This window comes from Exiguobacterium sp. s150, from assembly GCF_018618435.1.
GTDB classification, from domain to species: Bacteria; Bacillota; Bacilli; order Exiguobacteriales; family Exiguobacteriaceae; genus Exiguobacterium; species Exiguobacterium alkaliphilum.
On record NZ_JACSMC010000012.1, the window covers coordinates 56,633 to 74,508 of the forward strand.

The 17,876-nt window shown below is 53.8% G+C and carries 18 protein-coding genes and 2 pseudogenes; 14 read left to right on the forward strand and 6 right to left on the reverse strand.

Translation table 11 applies throughout. The features are described 5' to 3' along the window. The first annotated feature begins 4 nt into the window (after window positions 1–4). From KNP76_RS07910 to KNP76_RS07920, 3 genes are all read left to right on the forward strand, one after another. Window positions 5–676: a Crp/Fnr family transcriptional regulator gene (locus KNP76_RS07910; protein ID WP_081852689.1), complete on the forward strand. Its 672-nt coding sequence runs from the start codon at window positions 5–7 to the stop codon at window positions 674–676. Window positions 677–687: 11 nt separating this feature from the next. Further along, complete coding sequence (locus tag KNP76_RS07915) at window positions 688–1,158, forward strand: DMT family transporter (protein WP_214843973.1); 471 nt, start codon at window positions 688–690, stop codon at window positions 1,156–1,158. Window positions 1,159–1,236: 78 nt separating this feature from the next. Beyond that, entirely contained in the window at window positions 1,237–2,559 is a 1,323-nt protein-coding gene (locus KNP76_RS07920) for a hemolysin family protein (protein ID WP_034816882.1), read from the forward strand. A 12-nt stretch (window positions 2,560–2,571) separates the two neighbouring features. Here KNP76_RS07920 and KNP76_RS07925 read toward each other — a convergent pair whose 3' ends face one another. After that, the gene (locus KNP76_RS07925; protein ID WP_214843975.1) at window positions 2,572–3,753 is read right to left on the reverse strand and encodes an amidohydrolase; all 1,182 of its coding nucleotides are present in this window, start codon (window positions 3,751–3,753) and stop codon (window positions 2,572–2,574) included. Between the two features lie 230 nt (window positions 3,754–3,983). Between KNP76_RS07925 and KNP76_RS07930 the strand changes: the two genes are divergently transcribed. Next, on the forward strand, window positions 3,984–4,529 hold the full coding sequence (locus KNP76_RS07930; RefSeq protein ID WP_034808016.1) for a LemA family protein: 546 nt from the start codon (window positions 3,984–3,986) through the stop codon (window positions 4,527–4,529). A 15-nt stretch (window positions 4,530–4,544) separates the two neighbouring features. Then, window positions 4,545–5,429, forward strand: coding sequence for a zinc metalloprotease HtpX (gene htpX / locus KNP76_RS07935; protein WP_211780147.1), 885 nt, complete (start codon window positions 4,545–4,547; stop codon window positions 5,427–5,429). 67 nt (window positions 5,430–5,496) lie between these two features. Here htpX and nagE read toward each other — a convergent pair whose 3' ends face one another. The 3 genes from nagE to KNP76_RS07950 are packed head-to-tail and all read right to left on the reverse strand — an operon-like array spanning window position 5,497 to window position 8,319. After that, complete coding sequence (gene nagE, locus KNP76_RS07940; protein ID WP_034816876.1) at window positions 5,497–6,984, reverse strand: N-acetylglucosamine-specific PTS transporter subunit IIBC; 1,488 nt, start codon at window positions 6,982–6,984, stop codon at window positions 5,497–5,499. Further along, window positions 6,981–7,829, reverse strand: a complete 849-nt coding sequence (locus tag KNP76_RS07945; RefSeq protein WP_214843976.1) for a PRD domain-containing protein — start codon at window positions 7,827–7,829, stop codon at window positions 6,981–6,983. The genes nagE and KNP76_RS07945 overlap by 4 nt, the downstream gene beginning before the upstream one ends. A gap of 19 nt (window positions 7,830–7,848) precedes the next feature. Beyond that, complete coding sequence (locus tag KNP76_RS07950) at window positions 7,849–8,319, reverse strand: PTS sugar transporter subunit IIA (RefSeq protein ID WP_251137398.1); 471 nt, start codon at window positions 8,317–8,319, stop codon at window positions 7,849–7,851. Between the two features lie 476 nt (window positions 8,320–8,795). Here KNP76_RS07950 and KNP76_RS07955 point away from each other — a divergent pair, with 476 nt between their 5' ends. Beyond that, the gene (locus tag KNP76_RS07955; protein ID WP_214843980.1) at window positions 8,796–10,706 is read left to right on the forward strand and encodes an endonuclease MutS2; all 1,911 of its coding nucleotides are present in this window, start codon (window positions 8,796–8,798) and stop codon (window positions 10,704–10,706) included. An 88-nt stretch (window positions 10,707–10,794) separates the two neighbouring features. Beyond that, window positions 10,795–11,502, forward strand: a complete 708-nt coding sequence (locus KNP76_RS07960; protein WP_214843982.1) for a hypothetical protein — start codon at window positions 10,795–10,797, stop codon at window positions 11,500–11,502. A 31-nt stretch (window positions 11,503–11,533) separates the two neighbouring features. On the opposite strand, the gene KNP76_RS07965 is transcribed toward KNP76_RS07960, so the two are convergent. Beyond that, window positions 11,534–12,097 carry a hypothetical protein gene (locus KNP76_RS07965; protein ID WP_211780142.1) on the reverse strand — a complete coding sequence of 188 codons (564 nt, stop codon included), beginning with the start codon at window positions 12,095–12,097 and terminating at the stop codon, window positions 11,534–11,536. Between the two features lie 143 nt (window positions 12,098–12,240). Here KNP76_RS07965 and KNP76_RS07970 point away from each other — a divergent pair, with 143 nt between their 5' ends. The 7 genes and pseudogenes from KNP76_RS07970 to KNP76_RS07995 form a co-directional block, all read left to right on the forward strand. Further along, on the forward strand, window positions 12,241–12,891 hold the full coding sequence (locus KNP76_RS07970; RefSeq protein ID WP_214843984.1) for a response regulator transcription factor: 651 nt from the start codon (window positions 12,241–12,243) through the stop codon (window positions 12,889–12,891). After that, window positions 12,888–14,156, forward strand: a complete 1,269-nt coding sequence (locus KNP76_RS07975; protein WP_029333893.1) for a HAMP domain-containing sensor histidine kinase — start codon at window positions 12,888–12,890, stop codon at window positions 14,154–14,156. The genes KNP76_RS07970 and KNP76_RS07975 overlap by 4 nt, the downstream gene beginning before the upstream one ends. Beyond that, a complete protein-coding gene (locus KNP76_RS07980; protein WP_029333892.1) occupies window positions 14,147–14,887 on the forward strand; it encodes an AAA family ATPase in 741 nt (246 codons plus the stop codon). Before KNP76_RS07975 ends, KNP76_RS07980 begins: the two co-directional genes overlap by 10 nt. 210 nt (window positions 14,888–15,097) lie before the next feature. Next, window positions 15,098–15,949, forward strand: a complete 852-nt coding sequence (gene licT, locus KNP76_RS07985; protein WP_214843986.1) for a BglG family transcription antiterminator LicT — start codon at window positions 15,098–15,100, stop codon at window positions 15,947–15,949. Between the two features lie 100 nt (window positions 15,950–16,049). After that, a pseudogene (locus KNP76_RS15840) lies at window positions 16,050–16,130 on the forward strand (hypothetical protein); the annotation flags it as partial. Window positions 16,131–16,158: 28 nt separating this feature from the next. Next, window positions 16,159–16,782: a PTS transporter subunit EIIC gene (locus tag KNP76_RS07990; protein WP_246514282.1), complete on the forward strand. Its 624-nt coding sequence runs from the start codon at window positions 16,159–16,161 to the stop codon at window positions 16,780–16,782. Window positions 16,783–16,787: 5 nt separating this feature from the next. Further along, window positions 16,788–17,129, forward strand: a pseudogene (locus KNP76_RS07995) (family 1 glycosylhydrolase); the annotation flags it as partial. A 119-nt stretch (window positions 17,130–17,248) separates the two neighbouring features. Here KNP76_RS07995 and KNP76_RS08000 read toward each other — a convergent pair. Further along, a complete protein-coding gene (locus KNP76_RS08000) occupies window positions 17,249–17,686 on the reverse strand; it encodes a hypothetical protein (RefSeq protein ID WP_211780138.1) in 438 nt (145 codons plus the stop codon). Window positions 17,687–17,876: the final 190 nt, after the last annotated feature.

Below are 17,876 nucleotides of genomic sequence, written 5' to 3' on the forward strand. Positions count from 1 at the left end.
GGAGATGAAAGTAGAGGCTGCGCTACATCGGCTCGGTTGGCACCATTTGTTCTCGGGACAGACACTCGCTGCTTCCTCGATCGTCACGTTTCCTTCGGGAGCGATGCTTTGCGCGAACGACGGCGTGATCGATTCGTTGTTCGTCGTCTTAGAAGGACGCGTCAAAATCTATACGCTCAGTGAGGAAGGCAAGTTGCGGCTCCTCCGCTTGAAAGCCGCACCGACGTTGATTGGCGATATCGAATACGCAAGCGGACGTCACGTGCTCCATACCGTCGAAGCGGTCGGGACGGTCGTCTGTCTGCGCATCCCGTTTGAGGTGTTGAAAACATACAACCGGACGATCGAATTTACCGAACATTTGCTTCGTGGCGTGTCAGAGAAGCTATTTATCGAAGCGAACGCCTCGTCGAACCATTTGATGTCGACGCTCGAGGAACGACTCGCCGGCTATCTCGTCTCGCTCAGCGAGGCCGGGAACGACTTGTTTCAATCCGAGATGAGTCAATTGAAGCGAAAAGAAGTGGCCGAATGGCTCGGGACGAGCTATCGACATTTGAACCGGACGCTCCAGGCGTTCGCGGACGAAGGACTCGTCGAACGGACACGGAAGCAAGTCAAGATTTTGGATATGGAACGATTAAAGCAGCGTGCCAATGGCATGCTCTATGAATAAGGAGAATCTTCATGGTAATTGGAATCATCTGTTCGGCCATCGCGGGTGCGTTCATCAGTGTACAAGCGGCCGTCAATGCGAAAATGAACGTCCATCTCGGGGCGTGGGCGACGACGGTGCTCGTCTTTATCGTCGGGCTCGTTGGGTCGCTCGTACCGCTCGTTCTGTTCGGTGGGGACCTTGCGGGCATTCGGGACGTCTCACCCATCTATGCACTTGGCGGGCTGCTCGGGGTGGGCGTCGTCTTTTGCGTCATGCGCAGCATCCAGCTGCTCGGTCCGACGTTGTCGGTGTCGGTCATCCTCGTGTCGCAATTGGTTTGGGCGCTCGGCGTCGACTTATTCGGTGCGTTCGGCATGCCGCAACTTACGTTGGCACCTGGACAAGTCATCGGCTTGATGATCTTGCTCCTCGGCGTCGTCATTTTCAAACAGTCACAAGCGACGGCGCTCGCGCGTGAGTCGATGAAGGAAGCCGCTTGAAGGAGTGGCTTTTTTCGTGCACAAAACGGGTACAGAGACGTATGATGGATAAAGTGAACTGAAATAACTATAGAGGTGATGAATACGGTGGGCTCTTCCATATGGATTGACTTAATGATCGTCTTGTTTTTGATTGTGTTGAACGGGATCTTCGCAATGACCGAAATCGCGCTCATCTCGTCGAAGCCGTCGAAGCTCGAAGTCGAGGCGAATCGAGGGAAGCGGAGCGCGCAAATCGCATTGAAGTATTCAAAAGACCCGACAGACCTGCTCTCGACCGTCCAAGTCGGAATCACGTTGATTGGGATCATCAACGGGGCATACGGGGGTGCCAGGTTTTCGACTCCGGTCGGCAACGCGTTTGAACAGCTCGGCATGAGCGCACAGTCGGCGTCGACAGTCGGATATGTGCTCGTCGTCACCGTGATCACGTACCTCTCCCTCATCATCGGGGAACTCGTCCCGAAACGAATCGCGCTCGTCGCACCGGAACGGGTGACGATGGCGATTATCCCGGCGCTCGACTTGTTCAGTAAAGTGATGCGCCCATTCATTTGGATTCTATCGAAATCGACGCTGTTCTTGTTCAAATTGCTCGGGTTGAAGGCAGAACGGACAGATGGGGAGACAGAACTTGAAATCAAGCAACTGTTATTCGAAGGAGCGCAACAAGGACAGTTTGCGCATGAAGAAGTGCAGCAAGTCGAGCGCGTGTTTGCGTTTCATGACCAATTGATTTATGAACTGATGCAACCGCGGACGACACTTGAATGGATTGATATCGAAGACTCGATGGCCGACATCAAAGCCGCTGTATATGAAAGTAGACATAACAAACTCCCCGTCGGACGCGGGACGCTCGATGAGTTCGTCGGATACGTCGATGTCCGTGACGTGCTGATGTTGCCGGAACTCGCGGCGCCATCGGACATTTTAAAACAAATCAAACAGCCACTGATCGTCCCGAAGCAACGCGAAGCGAGCCAAGTCCTTCAAATGATGCAACAGACCGGATCGCCCATCGCCTTCGTCTTAGATGAGTATGGCGGGTTCCTCGGACTGGTCACGTTGTTTGATATTCTTGAAGAGATTGTCGGGGAAGTGATGATTGAAGAAGAGGCGCCTGACGTCGTTCGTCGGGAAGACGGCACGTATTTAGCCGATGGACTCCTCAGCATCGAGGACTTGAAGCGGACGCTCGGCATCCGTGACGCGCGATTTGACGAAGGACGCAACGCGTATCATACGCTCGCCGGACTCGTCATCTACACGCTTGGTGACTTTCCGAAACGCGGAGACATCGTCGAGGCGTATGGCCTACGTTTTGAAGTTGTCGACATGGATGGGAAACGGGTCGACCAAGTCCTCATCTCAATTTTGCCAGAAGAAAAAGAGGAATGACGCGACGTCGCGTCATTCCTCTTTTGTCTCTTCCCACGTCTCAAACGCGGCGTTCATCAAGATGCGGGCCATAAGGAGCATCGCCCGTTCGTCGATGTCAAAGCGAGGGTGGTGGTGCGGGAAAATCGCATCGCGCTCGGGGTTACCGGCGCCGGCGAAAAAGAAGCTGCCCGGGACGTGTTGCAAGTAATAGGCGAAATCCTCCCCGACCATGAGCGGGGACATCTCGATGACGCCGGCACTGCCGACCACGTTCACGGCCGAATGACGCACGTGCGTTGTTTCCATCGGGTGATTGATGACGGCAGGGTAGCCTTGAATATAGTTCAACTCGTAATCGGCCCCTGCCCCGGCACATGTCGTGGCGATGATGCGCTCTATGTCTTCCATGATGCGGGTTTGCGTGTCCGGATTAAACGTACGGACGGTTCCAGAGAGGCGGGCTTCGTCTGCGATGACGTTGAACGCCTGTCCCGATTCGAACGTCCCGATGGTCAAGACGGCCGGTTCGAGCGGATCGACGCGGCGACTCACGATTTGTTGGAGTTGGCTCGCGACGTTGACGCCGACCATGAGCGAATCAATCGTATGGTGCGGGATGGCCCCATGACCGCCTTTGCCTTTAATCGTCAGTTCGAAACGGTCGGCTGCCGCCATAATCGGGCCGGTCTTGATGCCGATCGTTCCGAACGGAAGCGGTGTCCAAATGTGCACGCCGTATATATAGTCGACACCGTCGAGACAATCATCTTCAATCATCGGTTTGGCACCACCTGGGGCGAGTTCTTCGGCGAACTGGTGAATCAAGACGACATCTCCTGGCAACTCGGCCTCGGCGAGCACTTTGGCGAGCACGAGGAGCGACGCCGTATGCGCGTCATGACCACATGCGTGCATCGCGCCGTTCACTTTGGAGCGATACGGAACGTCTTTCAAGTCTTGAATCGGCAAGGCGTCAAAGTCGGCCCGGAACGCAATCGTCGGTCCGTCCCCACCTTTGATACGCCCGACGACGCCATTGCCACCGACCCCTTCTCGGACGTCAAGGCCGAGGTCGCGTAAATAACGCGCGATGAAACGGGGCGTCTCCTGTTCCTCGAATGAGAGTTCGGGATGTTGATGGAAATGACGGCGTAGCGTCACCATCTCTTCATATAAATCGGTCAGTCTAGCATCAAGCGTTGTGACAAACATCGAGAACACTCCAATCCTACATATAATGGTCGGTCAAATATGCTGCCAAACGGCATGGGCGTCGCCTTTCACAGTTGCACGGCGGTCCCACTCTTCCTTTTTGATGACGATTTGTTGACATGATTCAGCCTAGACTGTGTCTTTTCCTTATTTTTGTAAAAGATAAGCTTATCGTATACGATGAAAGGGAATTAGAACAGCAGTGAATTTAAGAAACGAGGTGCAGGAATATGTTATGGATTGGATTAGGCGTCATCATCTTGCTGGCCGTCATTTATTTCTCGGCTTATAACGGATTAGTGAAGTATCGAAATTGGGTCGATGAGGCGTGGGCCCAAATCGACGTACAGCTGAGACGTCGCTACGACTTGATTCCGAACTTGGTCGAGACGGTGAAAGGGTACGCCAAACACGAAGAAGAGACGCTCGCGAAAGTCGTCGAACTCCGTAATCAAATGGGAGCAAGGTCGACGCGGCAAGAACAGATGGAAATAAACGATCAGTTGAGCGGCGCCCTGAAAAATCTATTCGCGCTTCGCGAGGCATACCCTGACTTGAAAGCGAACGAGAACTTCAAGATGCTCCAAGAAGAGTTGACGCAAACGGAAAACAAAGTCGCGTATTCAAGACAACTCTATAACAATACGGTCATGAAATATAATACGAAAATCGAATCGGTGCCGACGAACGTCATCGCCTCACTCCATCATTTTGAGAAGCGTGACATGCTCGAGGCGCGAGAGGAAGAACGCGAGAACGTTCGCGTCTCGTTCTAATGCGAGGTGCCAGCGATGCTCCTTTATGAACAGATTCGTAAAAACAAAGTGAAGACAGTGTTCATCGTCGCCGGCTTCGTCTTGTTCGTCTTGCTCGTCGGGGCGGCGATTTCGTATATCAATTACGGGGACGCGTTGCCGGGTCTCATTTTCACACCGGTCTTTTCGTTGTTTTATGTCGGTATCGTCATCATGTCGAGCACGGGCATCGTTATGCGGATGAACCATGCGAAAGAAATCACCTCGGTCGAGCAGCATCGCTTCTTATGGCATACGGTCGAGAACATGGCGATGGTCGCCCGGGTGCCGATGCCGCGCGTCTTCATCATCAACGACCCGTCCCCGAACGCGTTCGCGACCGGACTTAAGCCGGAAAAGGCGGCCGTCGCGGTCACGACGGGTCTACTTGACCGTCTGTCGCGGGAAGAGGTCGAAGGGGTCATCGCCCACGAAGTCGCGCACATCAAAAACTATGACGTCCGATTGTCGACGGTCACGCTCGCCCTCGTCTCGGTCATCGCCATTATGAGTGACATCGGGTCGCGGATGCTGTTCTTTCGAAGTGTCGGCGGACGGCGTGACAACAATCAAAACCCGATTTTCTTAATTGTCGGGCTCGTCCTGCTCGTCCTCGCACCGATTATCGCGACGCTCATCAACTTGGCGATTTCAAGAAATCGCGAATTTTTAGCGGACGCGAGCGGGGCGGAGCTGACGCGTAACCCGGAAGCGCTCGCTTCGGCGCTCGAGAAGATTGCCAACGTCGAGACACCGGTGAAAGAAGCGTCGAGTGCGTCGGCCCCGCTTTATTTCTCCGACCCGTTGAAGAAAAAGATTAGCGGGCTGTTGTCGACACACCCGAATCCGGTCGAACGGATCAACCGGTTGCGCCAAATGTAACGTTTTGCGTTACGCTTGATGCGTCGACTATAGGAAAAGCCACCTCGCTTGAGGTGGCTTTCATCATTTATCCGGCGCGGTGGCTCCGGAGTTTTTCAATTTCTTCGAGGACGAACTGGACGTTCGTCCCGACGATGACTTGAATGTGGTTCGGGCTGACAACCTTGATTCCAGGGATGCCTGCTTTCTTGATTTGTGCTTGGTCGACCGTGTCCATGTCTTTCACGTCGACACGGAGACGCGTGACACAAGACTCGATGCCTGTGACGTTTTGGTCGCCACCGAGTCCGTCGTAAATCATCGCTGCCATGGCCGAGTATTGTCCGCCGGCTGCGACTGGAGCTGTTTTCGTGTCGCCTTCAGGCGCTGTCTCGGTTGCGACGGCATCGACCGCCTCATCCGATTCGCGGCCTGGTGTCGCCAAGTTGAGTTTGACGATCATGAAGCGGAAGATCGTATAGTAGATGGCACCGAAGACGAGACCTTGGACGAGCAACATGTACGGTTGGTTCGCGAGCGGCAACCGTGAGCTGAGCACGAAGTCGACGAGCCCGGCGCTGAACCCGAATCCGGCCGTCCATTGGAACGTCGCGGCGATGAAGAGCGAGACACCTGTCAACACTGCATGCACGAGGTAAAGGACTGGCGCGAGGAACATGAACGAGAACTCGAGCGGTTCTGTGACCCCTGTGAAGAATGAGGCGAACGCTGCGGCGAGAAGGAGTGAAGCCGCTTGTTTTTTCCGTTTCGTTTTCGCTGTGTGATACATCGCGAGTGCTGCTGCCGGGAGACCGAACATCATGATTGGGAAGAAGCCGGCTTGGTAACGCCCCGTAATCCCTTTCTCGCCTTCACCCGACCAGAAGTTTCCGATGTCGTTGATACCGGCCACGTCGAACCAGAACACCGAGTTCAAGGCGTGGTGAAGACCGGTCGGAATCAACAGACGGTTAAAGAAGCCGTAAAGGCCGGCACCGAACGCGCCGAGACGTGAAATCGATTCACCGAATCCGACGAGTCCAGTGTAGACGACCGGCCAGATGAAGTAGAGCGCGACCGAGACGAGAATCATGGAGAACGCCGTCATGATTGGAACGAGACGCTTGCCGCTGAAGAAGGCGAGGGCGTCAGGCAATTTCACGTGGCTGAAGCGGTTATACATTTGAGCGGCGACGATACCCGAGAGAATACCGACGAACGCGTTACCGATGCGTCCGAACGCCGGGTTGACGGCTTCGACGTCGACCCCTTGGAACAAGGCGACCGATCCTGCAGACAGAAGCGTCGTGACCGTGAGATAAGCGACGAGACCACTAAGGGCGGCCGAGCCGTCACGGTTTTTCGCCATCCCGAGGGCGACCCCGACGGCGAAGAGGATGGGAATGTTATCGATGATGGCTGCACCGGCTTTAATTAAGAATGCGGCAGCAATGTTTTCAGAACCCCAGCCGACCGGGTCGATCCAGTAACCGATTCCCATGAGGATGGCCGCTGCAGGAAGTACCGCAACCGGCAACATGAGGGAACGTCCGAGACGTTGTAAAAAGTTCATCATTGTGAATGTCCTCCTTTTTGATGGTGTTGGTCTTGCAGGCGTTGAATGTGAAGCGTGATGTAACCGAGCTCTGATTCGGGCAAGACGATGCCGTATAAGTCTTCCATTTCCGTTGCGACATCAGACGCACACGCGTAAGCAGACGAGAATTTCGTTTGAATCATCGTCAACATGTCCTCGTCAATCGTGTGGTGATCGTAATGGTTGACCCGATCCATGACGAATCGTAAATGTGTTAATAAACGTTGGTAGGATAAGTCATCTTCTTCGATAGAGAGGTCGAGTCGTCGTGAAATCGATTGAATCATGTCTCGTACGATCGTCGTCTGTTTGACCGTCTTGCGTAAATCACCTCCTTTCACTTTGAGCGTATGGATGTGGAGCGCGATGAAGGCGGCCTCGTCCTTCGGCATCTTCACCCCGAGCGTATTCTCGATATGCTGAATCGCCCATAGCCCGATTTCATATTCATTGCGATATAGAATTTTGATCTCGTTCAACAGTTTGTTCCGGAGCGAGATCCCTTCTTGCTCCCGTTCGATGGCAAACGAGATATGGTCGGTCAAGACGACGTGGATGTGTTCGTTGAACGTCGTCTCGAGCCGCTTCTCCGCGTGACTGATGATCTCTTCAGAAATCGTGAAGTGTTCGACCGGGATGCGGCTCAAGAGTTGTTGAAACTTGTCGCCTTCAGACATGACGAACAGTTTCTCGATTTTATGCGGATTGACGACGTCGTTGCGCGCCTTCTTAAACGCGACGCCCGGCCCGATGGCAATCTTCTCTTCCCCGTCGTCTGAGACGATGACCGCATTGTTGTTCAAGATTTTTTTGATTTTTAACATGGTTCCTCCTATCGAGGAGTCATTGTTCCGCTTGAGCGACGACCGTCTTGCCAGAGAGGGCAGGACCGCCTGTATGGAAGACGTAAGGTTCCTTCAGTTCGCCACCGTTCGTGACGATCATCGGCGTGACCGTGTCTTTTCCGGCTTGATGAATCTGTTCGAGGTTCGCTGTGAGCAGCGGTTGACCGACCTCGACCGAATCGTCGACGTTCACATGCACGGTAAACGGGTCACCTGCAAGTTCGACCGTGTCGAGCCCGACATGAATCAAAATTTCAGCGCCGTCATCGGTGCGAATCCCGATTGCATGCTTCGTCGGTGCGATTTGAACGATGGTCCCTTTGGCCGGTGCGACGACTGTCCCGTCAGTCGGCATGATGGCGATTCCGTCGCCCATCATCTTCTCGCTGAACACTGGGTCGCTCACTTCCTCAAGTGGAATGATGTCTCCTTCCATGGGTGCATAAAGTGTCAGTGTATGTCTCTTCATCCACTTATTCAATGACATCTTCGATTCATCCTTTCGTTCGAAAAATGATTGTGAAAAAACAAAACAGGCATGGAGTATAGACGGGTGGCGTGAGCCTTTCGTCTTACCCCATGCCTGATCGAATCAGTCACATGTGATCATTATTCGTTTCGTCACCCTCAACATAGCACGCCCGAATATAGATATCAAGGCCTAATTTGAAAGCGTTCTCTAGAAATTTTACTTCTTCGAAAATCTGTTGTATAGTTAGGGCGAAACTGAATGAGAAAGGTGTTGCATGTTAATGAGTGAGGTCGTATCTGCCTAACGAACTGAAAAATGTCGGATGACGCGTGTTTTTGTCATGCCTTCATGTTCTGTTACAGATACCGCCCTTCATAAACTGCCAGACACCGGTCTGTCTTTTTGCGTTGGTCGTCATCGGCCGACGCTTTTTGTTTGCGCGGTATCTCCATCATATTTAAGGAGAGATTCCCATGAACGACCAAACATTAGAAAAATTACAATATACTGAACTCATCCAACGCGTCGAACGCTACTGCATCAGCGGATTCGGACGGAAGTTGTTATGCAACCAGCGTCCGACGAGCCACCTACAAACGGTGAAAAAACGACTGCAAGAGACGACAGAGGCGCGCGCGATTCTCGACGCGACGTCACACGTCCCATTTATCGGCGTGTCCGCGATGGAACCGCTCATCGGGAAAATCAGCCGCGGGATTCAACTTGAGGCGAGCGAATTAGAAGATGTCGCCGAGTTTTTCCGCGGTGCCCGGAAGTTGAAGCGATTCATGACGGAGCAGGCGTTCTTCGCCCCGCTCTTATCCATGTACGCCGGTGAGATGAGCGAGTGGCGTCAGATTGAGGAAGACATTATCCAGTCGATTCGCGGGGGACGCGTCGTCGACGAGGCCTCGAAAGAATTGAAGCGTGTCCGTAAGCAAATCGAGATTCTCGAAGGACGGATCGAGGAGCGATTGAGTAAGTTTTTGAAGAGTGCGGTGAACCGGGAAGCGATTCAAGACGGTTTCGTGACGAAAAAACAAGACCGATTCACGATTCCGATCAAGGCCTCGTATAAGCATAAAATCGCCGGGACGATCGTCGACACGTCGAGCCGTGGCACGACTGTCTTCATCGAGCCCGAAGCGGTAGCAAAACTGAACGCAGAACTCGTCGTCAAACGGACCGAGGAGGCGGTCGAAATCTACCAAGTGCTCGCCACGCTCACCGGCATGGTGGCCGAGGCGTTACCGACCATCGAGGCGACACTCGACGTCATCGCCCAATACGACATGGTGTTCGCGAAAGGGAAGTATAGCCAAGCCATCGACGGCATCGCCCCGCGCGTGAACGCCATCGGAAAAATCCGTTTGAAACAAGTCCGCCACCCGCTTCTCGAACGAGCGGTCCCCCTCGACTTCTCGCTCGGTGAGACGTATCGCGGTCTCATCATCACTGGACCGAACGCCGGCGGGAAGACGGTCGTCTTGAAGACGATCGGTCTGCTCAGTTTGATGACGATGAGCGGGCTTCATATCCCGGCACATCCGGACACGGACATCTCGACGTTTGACGACGTATTCGTCGATATCGGGGACAACCAGGATATGGGGTCGGCGCTCAGCACGTTCTCGGCCCATATGCATAACGTGGCGAGCATCATGCAGAAGGCAGGGAAGCGATCATTACTATTATTCGATGAAATCGGAAGCGGGACGGAACCGAACGAGGGAGCGGCCCTCGCCATCGCGATTTTAGAAGAGGCATACAAGCGAGGCTGCCTCGTCGTCGCTTCGACCCATTACGGGGAGATCAAAGCGTACTCGGAGATGCACCCGGACTTCATGAATGCGGCGATGCAGTTCGATCCGGACACGCTCGAGCCGAAGTATCGATTGTTGATTGGACAGTCCGGCGACAGTAACGCCTTGTTCATCGCCCGAAAAATGAAACTGCCCGTGAGCATTTTGAAGCAGGCGGAACGCTACATGCATGATAAAACGTATGATCAGTCGCTCGTCGATTCATCACGACTCGCGCAAGAACTCGTCCGACCGGTCATCGAACCGGATGAACGCTTCGAAAAAGGGGATCGGGTCCGCCTGCTCGAGACGAATCAAGTCGGCCTCGTGTATGCGATGAACGAGTCGTTGCGTCGCGTTACCGTGTATGTCGACGGCGTGTCTAACGATTATCCGCTCCGTCGTGTCCGGCTTGAGGCGAAAGCGATCGATCTTTATCCGGCAGGCTACGACCTCGAGACGCTATTCGTCAACTATCGGGACCGCAAGGAAGCCCATGACTTTGCCCGCGGTTCAAAAAAGGCGCTCCGTCGCGTCGAGAAAGAGATTCGAGCACGGCAACGAGCCGAACGAGGCGAATGAGAGTATTCGGCAAAGCACTCGGGTAAGGAACAAGGACCGGGAGTCGTCTAATCGTTCGGCTGACGGGTAAGTGTCGGAGGTGGATGGAATGTTTTGGTTGAGCTTATTGTTTGCCATCGGGTTTGCCTTGATCCATTATTTCTCGGGAAACTTGATTCATGTGCGTGAGACGCCGCGCAGTCGTTTTTTATCGCTCGCTGGCGGCGTCGCGGTGGCTTATGTCTTCTTGCACCTCTTACCGGAGTTGAATGAATATCAAGAACAGTTGGAAGGTCATTTAGGGGACGGGCTTTTCGCATCGGTTGAGAATCATATTCTCGTCGTCAGCATGATTGGCCTGGCCGCGTTTTACGGTCTCGAGCGACTCGCCACACAGATGAGTCGGCGCGGGAGCGGCAGCGTGTTCTGGATTCATATGGCGCTGTTCGTTTTCTATAACTTCAGCATCGGCTATGTGCTCGCCGAGAGCGCGTTCGATAATGCATGGACGATGACGCTTTACTTCTTTGCGCTCGGGATTCATTTCATCACGGTCGACCAAGGGCTGAGACACCATCACAAAGCGATGTATGATCGGGAAGGACGGCTCTTATTGTCCCTTTCGGTGCTCGCTGGGTGGGGCGTCGGCGCGTTCTCGGCGCTCGATGAATTGACGTTGTCCATCATCGTCGCGTTTTTGGCCGGGGGCATCATCTTGAACGTCATGAAAGAAGAGCTACCAGAGGAACGGGACAGCAGTTTTCGAGCCTTCGCCGTCGGGCTCTTCGGTTATTCGCTCTTATTGTTGTCCATATGAAAAGGCAACCGCCGCGCGGTTGCCTTTTTGCTTACAATGAATTCGTGCTCTGGTCGTCTACGTTGTCATCGCTTGAAGGTGTATCCTCATCTGTGTTCGACCCGCCGAATGGACCACCGTGATGTGGGCCGTGTCCGCCCCGATGACGTCCTCCGCCAAAACCGCGTATCTCGTCTAGGTCGTCATAACTCGTGACGTCGGCGAAGCGCGCCTCATGCTCGGCAAGGATTGAATCGGCCTCTTCTTGCGTCAAATCACCGGATTCGACCGCTGCGTCGAGTTTGGCTTCATGAGACGCGATCATCGCCTCGATGAACTGTTCGATGGTGATTCCTTTCGATTCGGCCAACTCAGGAAGTGACTGCCCTTCTTCACGTGCTGCTGCCACTTCGTCCTCGGTCAACCCGAGCGCCTCGAGTAAGGCGGCTTGTCCGGCTGCCCGGTCACCGAACATCCCGCGCTCCCCGCGTTCGCCGCGCTCACATTGTGTCGTCGTTTCCGTTCCGTCAGTCGTTGTCGTATCGTTCGTGGCGGCATAGACGCCTGTGCCTGAGACGACAAGTAGGCCGGCCAGGGCGATTGCTAATTTATTCATGTCAATTTCCTCCTTTACTACCTCAAGTGTAGGACGCGACCGTTCAAAAGTTGTGAGGGAGTTGCAAGGTTTTTGCAAATTGTCTTTGGGAAACGATGGGGTCTGTTTCCCGATACGATATAATCAAAGTGGAGGCGATAGAGATGAACGTACTCGTGGTCGAAGATGAACCCAAATTAGCGGACGGACTTGCCCGCTTTCTGACGTATGCTGGTTTTCACGTTCGTGTGGCCGGTACGCTCGCCGAGGCGAAGCGACAGCTTGAGCAACCGTTCGATGCGGTCCTCCTCGACGTGCGTTTGCCGGACGGGGAAGGGTGGACGCTCATTCCGAAATTGAAGGCGTTGCGGCCTGCTCCTGTCATCATCTTGGCGACGGCACGGGGCGAGGCGGATGACCGTGTGTTCGGACTTGAGCTCGGGGCTGACGATTATTTGGTCAAACCGATTGTATTGAAAGAACTCGAAATCCGCCTGAAGCGTCTCGTCAAACAGACGGATGAAATCTCGTTCGGCGACATGACGGTGGATGCTCGCTCCCGGACGGTGACCGATGACGGCCGTGCGATTCGCATGACGAATAAAGAGTATGAGTTGTTGCTTTACTTTTTGAAGCATAGCGGAGAAGCCATCGATCGGAATCGTCTGCTCGATGACGTGTGGGACTACACGTTCGCCGGGGACACCCGGACGGTCGACACACACGTCAAACAGTTGCGCGACAAGTTGCCGACGATGAAACGGCAATTAAAGACGGTGCACCGCGTCGGCTATCGATTGGAGGATATCCGATGAATCGATTGATGAAGAAGTTACTCGTCATGGCGATTTTGCCGCTTACGGTCATGGCCGTGCTCACGTTCGGGCTAACGTCGCTGCTGATTGGTCGTTTTGCCGAGACCGAAAGCTATACTCAACTCGGGCGGGAAGCTGATATTGTCTACGATGCGCTCATGGACGGTCGGGGCATCCCTGGACAGTTCGATGTCGTCGTGTTTCGAGACGGGGAACGGCTCGACCTTGAGCGGGGCGGCCGGATGCATCGCCATATGACACCGTTTCTGAACCCGGACGTATTAAGTGAACGAGACCAAATTCGTATGAACGGAACAAACCTGCTCACGTTCAAACTTGAGGAAGGTGATTTGCAAATTGTGACGTATACGACCGCACCGTTGGCAAATCCACAGTTTCGCCAAATTTACGTCATTCTTGGGAGCGGTTTTTTGTTCGCGCTTCTCGTCGCCATCGGCATGACGTATTGGATGAGCAAGCGTTTGACGACCCCGCTCGTCAAATTGAAACAAGCGACCGCCTCCATCATGTCGGGCCGGCACGATCTCACGCTACCGCCGGTTACCGACGATGAGATTGGTGATTTGACGGAAGCGGTCCGGCAGATGAACATGTCGCTCGAAGAAAAAGAGCGGCTACAGAACACGTTCATCTCCGGGGTCACGCATGACGTTCGCACCCCGCTCGCCATCGTGCGAAACGAGGCGGAGATGCTTGAACTCGGAGTCGTCAAACAAGAAGACGTGGCCGCGACCGGACGGAGCATGACCGAGGAGGTCGACCGCATCGACCGGCTCGTCACCGAGATGCTCGAGTATTCAAAATTATCCGCGAACAAGTTGACGCTTACGATCGAGTCTATTTATATGGACGAATTGATGGAAGAGACCGTTTCACGGATGAAAGAATGGTTCAGTGAAAAGAAAGTGACGGTCGCGCTCGACCTTGAAAGGGTGGCTGCTCAAGTTGACCGAGTGGCGATGGAGCGGATTTTGTCGAACTTTCTTCAAAACGCCTATCACGCCAGCCCGGTCGGCGGCGTGATCACAGTCCGGCTCACAGAGCGACGGCTCGAAATCGAGGACGAGGGGCCGGGCATTCCAGAATCGATGCGGAACAACATATGGGATATGTATGTGAAAGGTGACCGCTCGAACGGGCATGGACTCGGTCTGGCTATCAACAAGCTGTTGCTCGAGGCCCAAGGGTTGTCGTATGGAGTCGAATCACGAGAGGGGGCGGTCTTTTGGATCGAATGGAATTGAATCTGTTTTTACGAGGCGTAAGATTAGAACGGGACCGAGTCGAGTCCCCGGGCTATCCGTTCTCACTGCCAATCTTTCAAAGGTTCAACGAGTTGACGCTGACCCAGCCGGTCACGTTTCTCGTCGGGGAGAACGGGAGCGGAAAATCGACGTTGATTGAAGGGATAGCCATCGCCGCCGGGTTCAACCCGGAAGGCGGAGCGACCTCGTTTCGGTTTGAGACCGATTCGACACATAGTTCGTTGTTTGAAGCGCTTCGGCCAATCCGGGGCGCGTATCGGCCGGAAGACGGCTTTTTTCTTCGTGCCGAGACGGCGTATCAATTGTCGAGCTACGTTGATGAGATTGCGCGCTCGAGTCCGGACCCGGAACGGTTTTACGCATCGTACGGAGGTCGGTCGCTTCATGAACAGTCACATGGGGAAGCGTTCCTTTCGCTCATGTTGCATCGCTTCCGGGGGCGTGGTCTCTATATTTTAGATGAACCCGAGGCCGCGCTGTCGCCGATGCGACAATTGACGATGCTCGCCCGGATGCATGAACTTGTGCAGTCGGGGAGCCAGTTCATCATCGCCACCCATTCGCCGATCCTCATGTCTTATCCTGACGCTGACATCCTTCAAGTCGAGACGGGACTCGAACCGACGTCGTTCGATGAACTCGAGCACGTTCGGGTCATGCGTGACTTTTTGGCGGCCCCGGAACGGATGCAACGCATCTTGTTCGAATAAAACGGTCATCGTGTAAGCGTTTTATTTTTATGTTGACGTCAAGATATCAACGGAGTATGCTAAGGACGAGAAGAAGAAAATCCACTTTGGGATTGTTACTGGTCATGCAGGCAAAACCTAAATTGATGCCGTCCATCCAACTTTAGGGGACCGGCGTGAATTTAGGTTTTTTTCTTTTCAATCGACCCTGAGCGGAGGTGACAAGATTCCATGCACATTTCAAAAGTGTTCAACAACAACGTCGTGGCCATTCAAGCGAACGGTCAAGAACAAGTCGTCATGGGACGAGGGATTGCGTTCCCAAAACGACCTGGTGACGCGATCGATCAAGCGCGAATCGAAAAGATCTTTACGCTCGAGAGTAAAGAGAGCCATGATCGGTTCGTCCATTTTTTAAATGAGATGCCGGGTGAGGAGATGGAGACGGTGAAGCAAATCGTCAAACTCGCCGAAACAAGGCTCGAAAAGACGGTGCACGACTCGCTTTATGTGACGCTCGCCGACCATATTCATTTCTCCCTCAGTCGTTATCGCGATGGAATCGTCATCCGAAACCCGCTCGTTTGGGAAGTGAAACGGTTTTATGGACCTGAATTTTCAATCGGGAAAGAAGCGGTCGCGCTCATCAACGAGCGGCACGACGTCGTCCTCGATGAAGATGAGGCCGTCGCCATCGCCCTTCATCTCGTCAATGCGACGATGTCTGGCGCGAAGGGTGAGAACTTACACCTTGTCACCGAGATGACGAAAGCGACCCAAGCGATCCTGACAATCATCACGTACCATTTTCAAATCGACTTGGATGAAGAGTCGCACGCCTACTCCCGGTTCTTGACCCATCTCAAATACTTCGTCCAACGGCTCGCCTCGAAAGAGCCGGTGAAGACCGGAGGCGATGAGACGCTGTTTGAGATGGTGAAGCTGCGCTATCCTGACGCCTATGAATGCGTCGAGAAAATCGCGGGACTGATCGCCTCGAAGTACAACTATGCGGTGTCGACCGATGAACGGCTCTATATGATGATCCACATCGAAAATTTAATGAAAGAAAGACGATCCTAAGGATGGTTACTGATGATGCAGGCCAAACCTAAATGACGCTACGCGATGTAGACGTACATTTAGGTTTTTCTTTTTACCTCAAACTGAAGGAGTGAGCAAAATGAGCCAATACAAGGCCCTCGCCGACGACATCATTCGTCACGTCGGTGGGAAAGACGACGTCAAAAGCGTGTTCCACTGTGCGACACGGTTGCGTTTCAAATTGAAAGATGAAAAAAAGGCCGATCCCGGAGACGCTGAAACAACACGATGGCGTCATCACGGTCGTCCAAAGCGGCGGCCAGTTCCAAGTCGTCATCGGCAACAATGTACCGTACGTCTATCAGGACGTCGTCGCAGCCGGAGGTTTTCAAACGTCATCGAATGAGGAAGAAGAGAAGACGGGCGTGTTCAATCGCTTGATCGATGTGATTGCCGGTATCTTCACCCCGATTCTCGGCCCGATGGCCGGGAGCGGGTTGTTGAAAGGATTGCTTGCCATTCTCGTCGCCCTCGGTCTCCTCACGCAAGACATGGGGACGTACATCGTCTTGAACGCAGCGGCCGATGCCCTCTTCTACTTCCTGCCGGTCATCCTCGGACACTCGGCCGCGAAGAAGTTCGGTGGGAACCCGTATATCGGGATGATTATCGGGGGAGCGCTCGTCTATCCGGCCATCGTCGCGATGCAAGGTGCTGGCGAGACGCTCACGTTCCTCAATTTACCGGTCGTGTTGATGAGTTATGCGTCTTCTGTCATTCCAATCATCTTGGCGACGTACGTCTCGTCAAAAGTGGAGGCGTTCTTCAAAAGCGGACGCATGAGGCAGTCCGGAACTTCACGACCCCGATGATGGCGCTCCTCATCGTCGAGAACGGTCTTGGGGCGTATGACAACGTCGAAGCGGACGGTTCGGTCCATGACGATTATCGCATCGGGTACTTGCGTGACCATTTGAAGGCGATGGTCGAGGCGATTGAGGACGGGGTCGACGTCATCGGCTACACGAGCTGGGGCTGTATCGACCTCGTCAGTGCATCGACGGGTGAATATAGCAAACGATACGGGTTCATCTATGTCGACAAGCACGACGACGGGTCAGGGACGCTCGAGCGTTCACGGAAAGATTCGTTCTTCTGGTATCAAGACGTCATCCAGACGAACGGAGCAAGCCTGTTCGAAGATGAGACGGTTAAATAAAAAGGAGCGGCCGCGGCCGCTCCTTTGTTATGACTTGGTAATTTTACGCAGGACGATGATGGCGAGGCTGATTCCAAACGCAATCAGCATATACGTGGCGATTTCAGTCCAGATGCCCATCAAGCCTCCTCCTCGACAAACACGGCGAGTTCGCCTTGCGGCATGGCGACGAGCAAGTACTCATCTCCCCCGAGCGGGCGGGCGTCCCCTGCCTGCCAGCTCTCGAACTGTTCATGGAAACCGTTGACGAATAACGTGCGGCCAGACTCGAACGTCAACTCGAGATGTGGATATTCGTCGCCTAGACGGACGTGACGGACCCGTTCGCGCCGCAATTCGATGAGACGTTGCAGTTGTAGCGCCTCATCGAATAAGGTGTCCGCGGTATGGACGTGCCAAGACCCCTCGATGGAGAGCCAAGCCTCATGGTCGTCCCCGCGCTTGAAGTAAAGCAGGTGGTGGTTCGGTCCAGACCCGAAGTCGATCCCAACGAACGACGTCGTGCTGAAGAGATGCGTTAAAATTTTCGAAGCTTCACTATTTGTAGTACGGGTCACGCTTCCACCTCGCTTTTATTTTTTAGTTAGGTAGCTCTATCATTTCACGGTAGCGCACTAAAGTATACGAAAACATTATTTGACACTCCCACAGCTAAAGCAGTGGGATTCTGAAGTGCTTGTGCGAGCGCAGTCCATTTCTGTTTTGCTCAAGCCTTCAGATGAGGGTGTGCCATCACCCCTCCTGAGA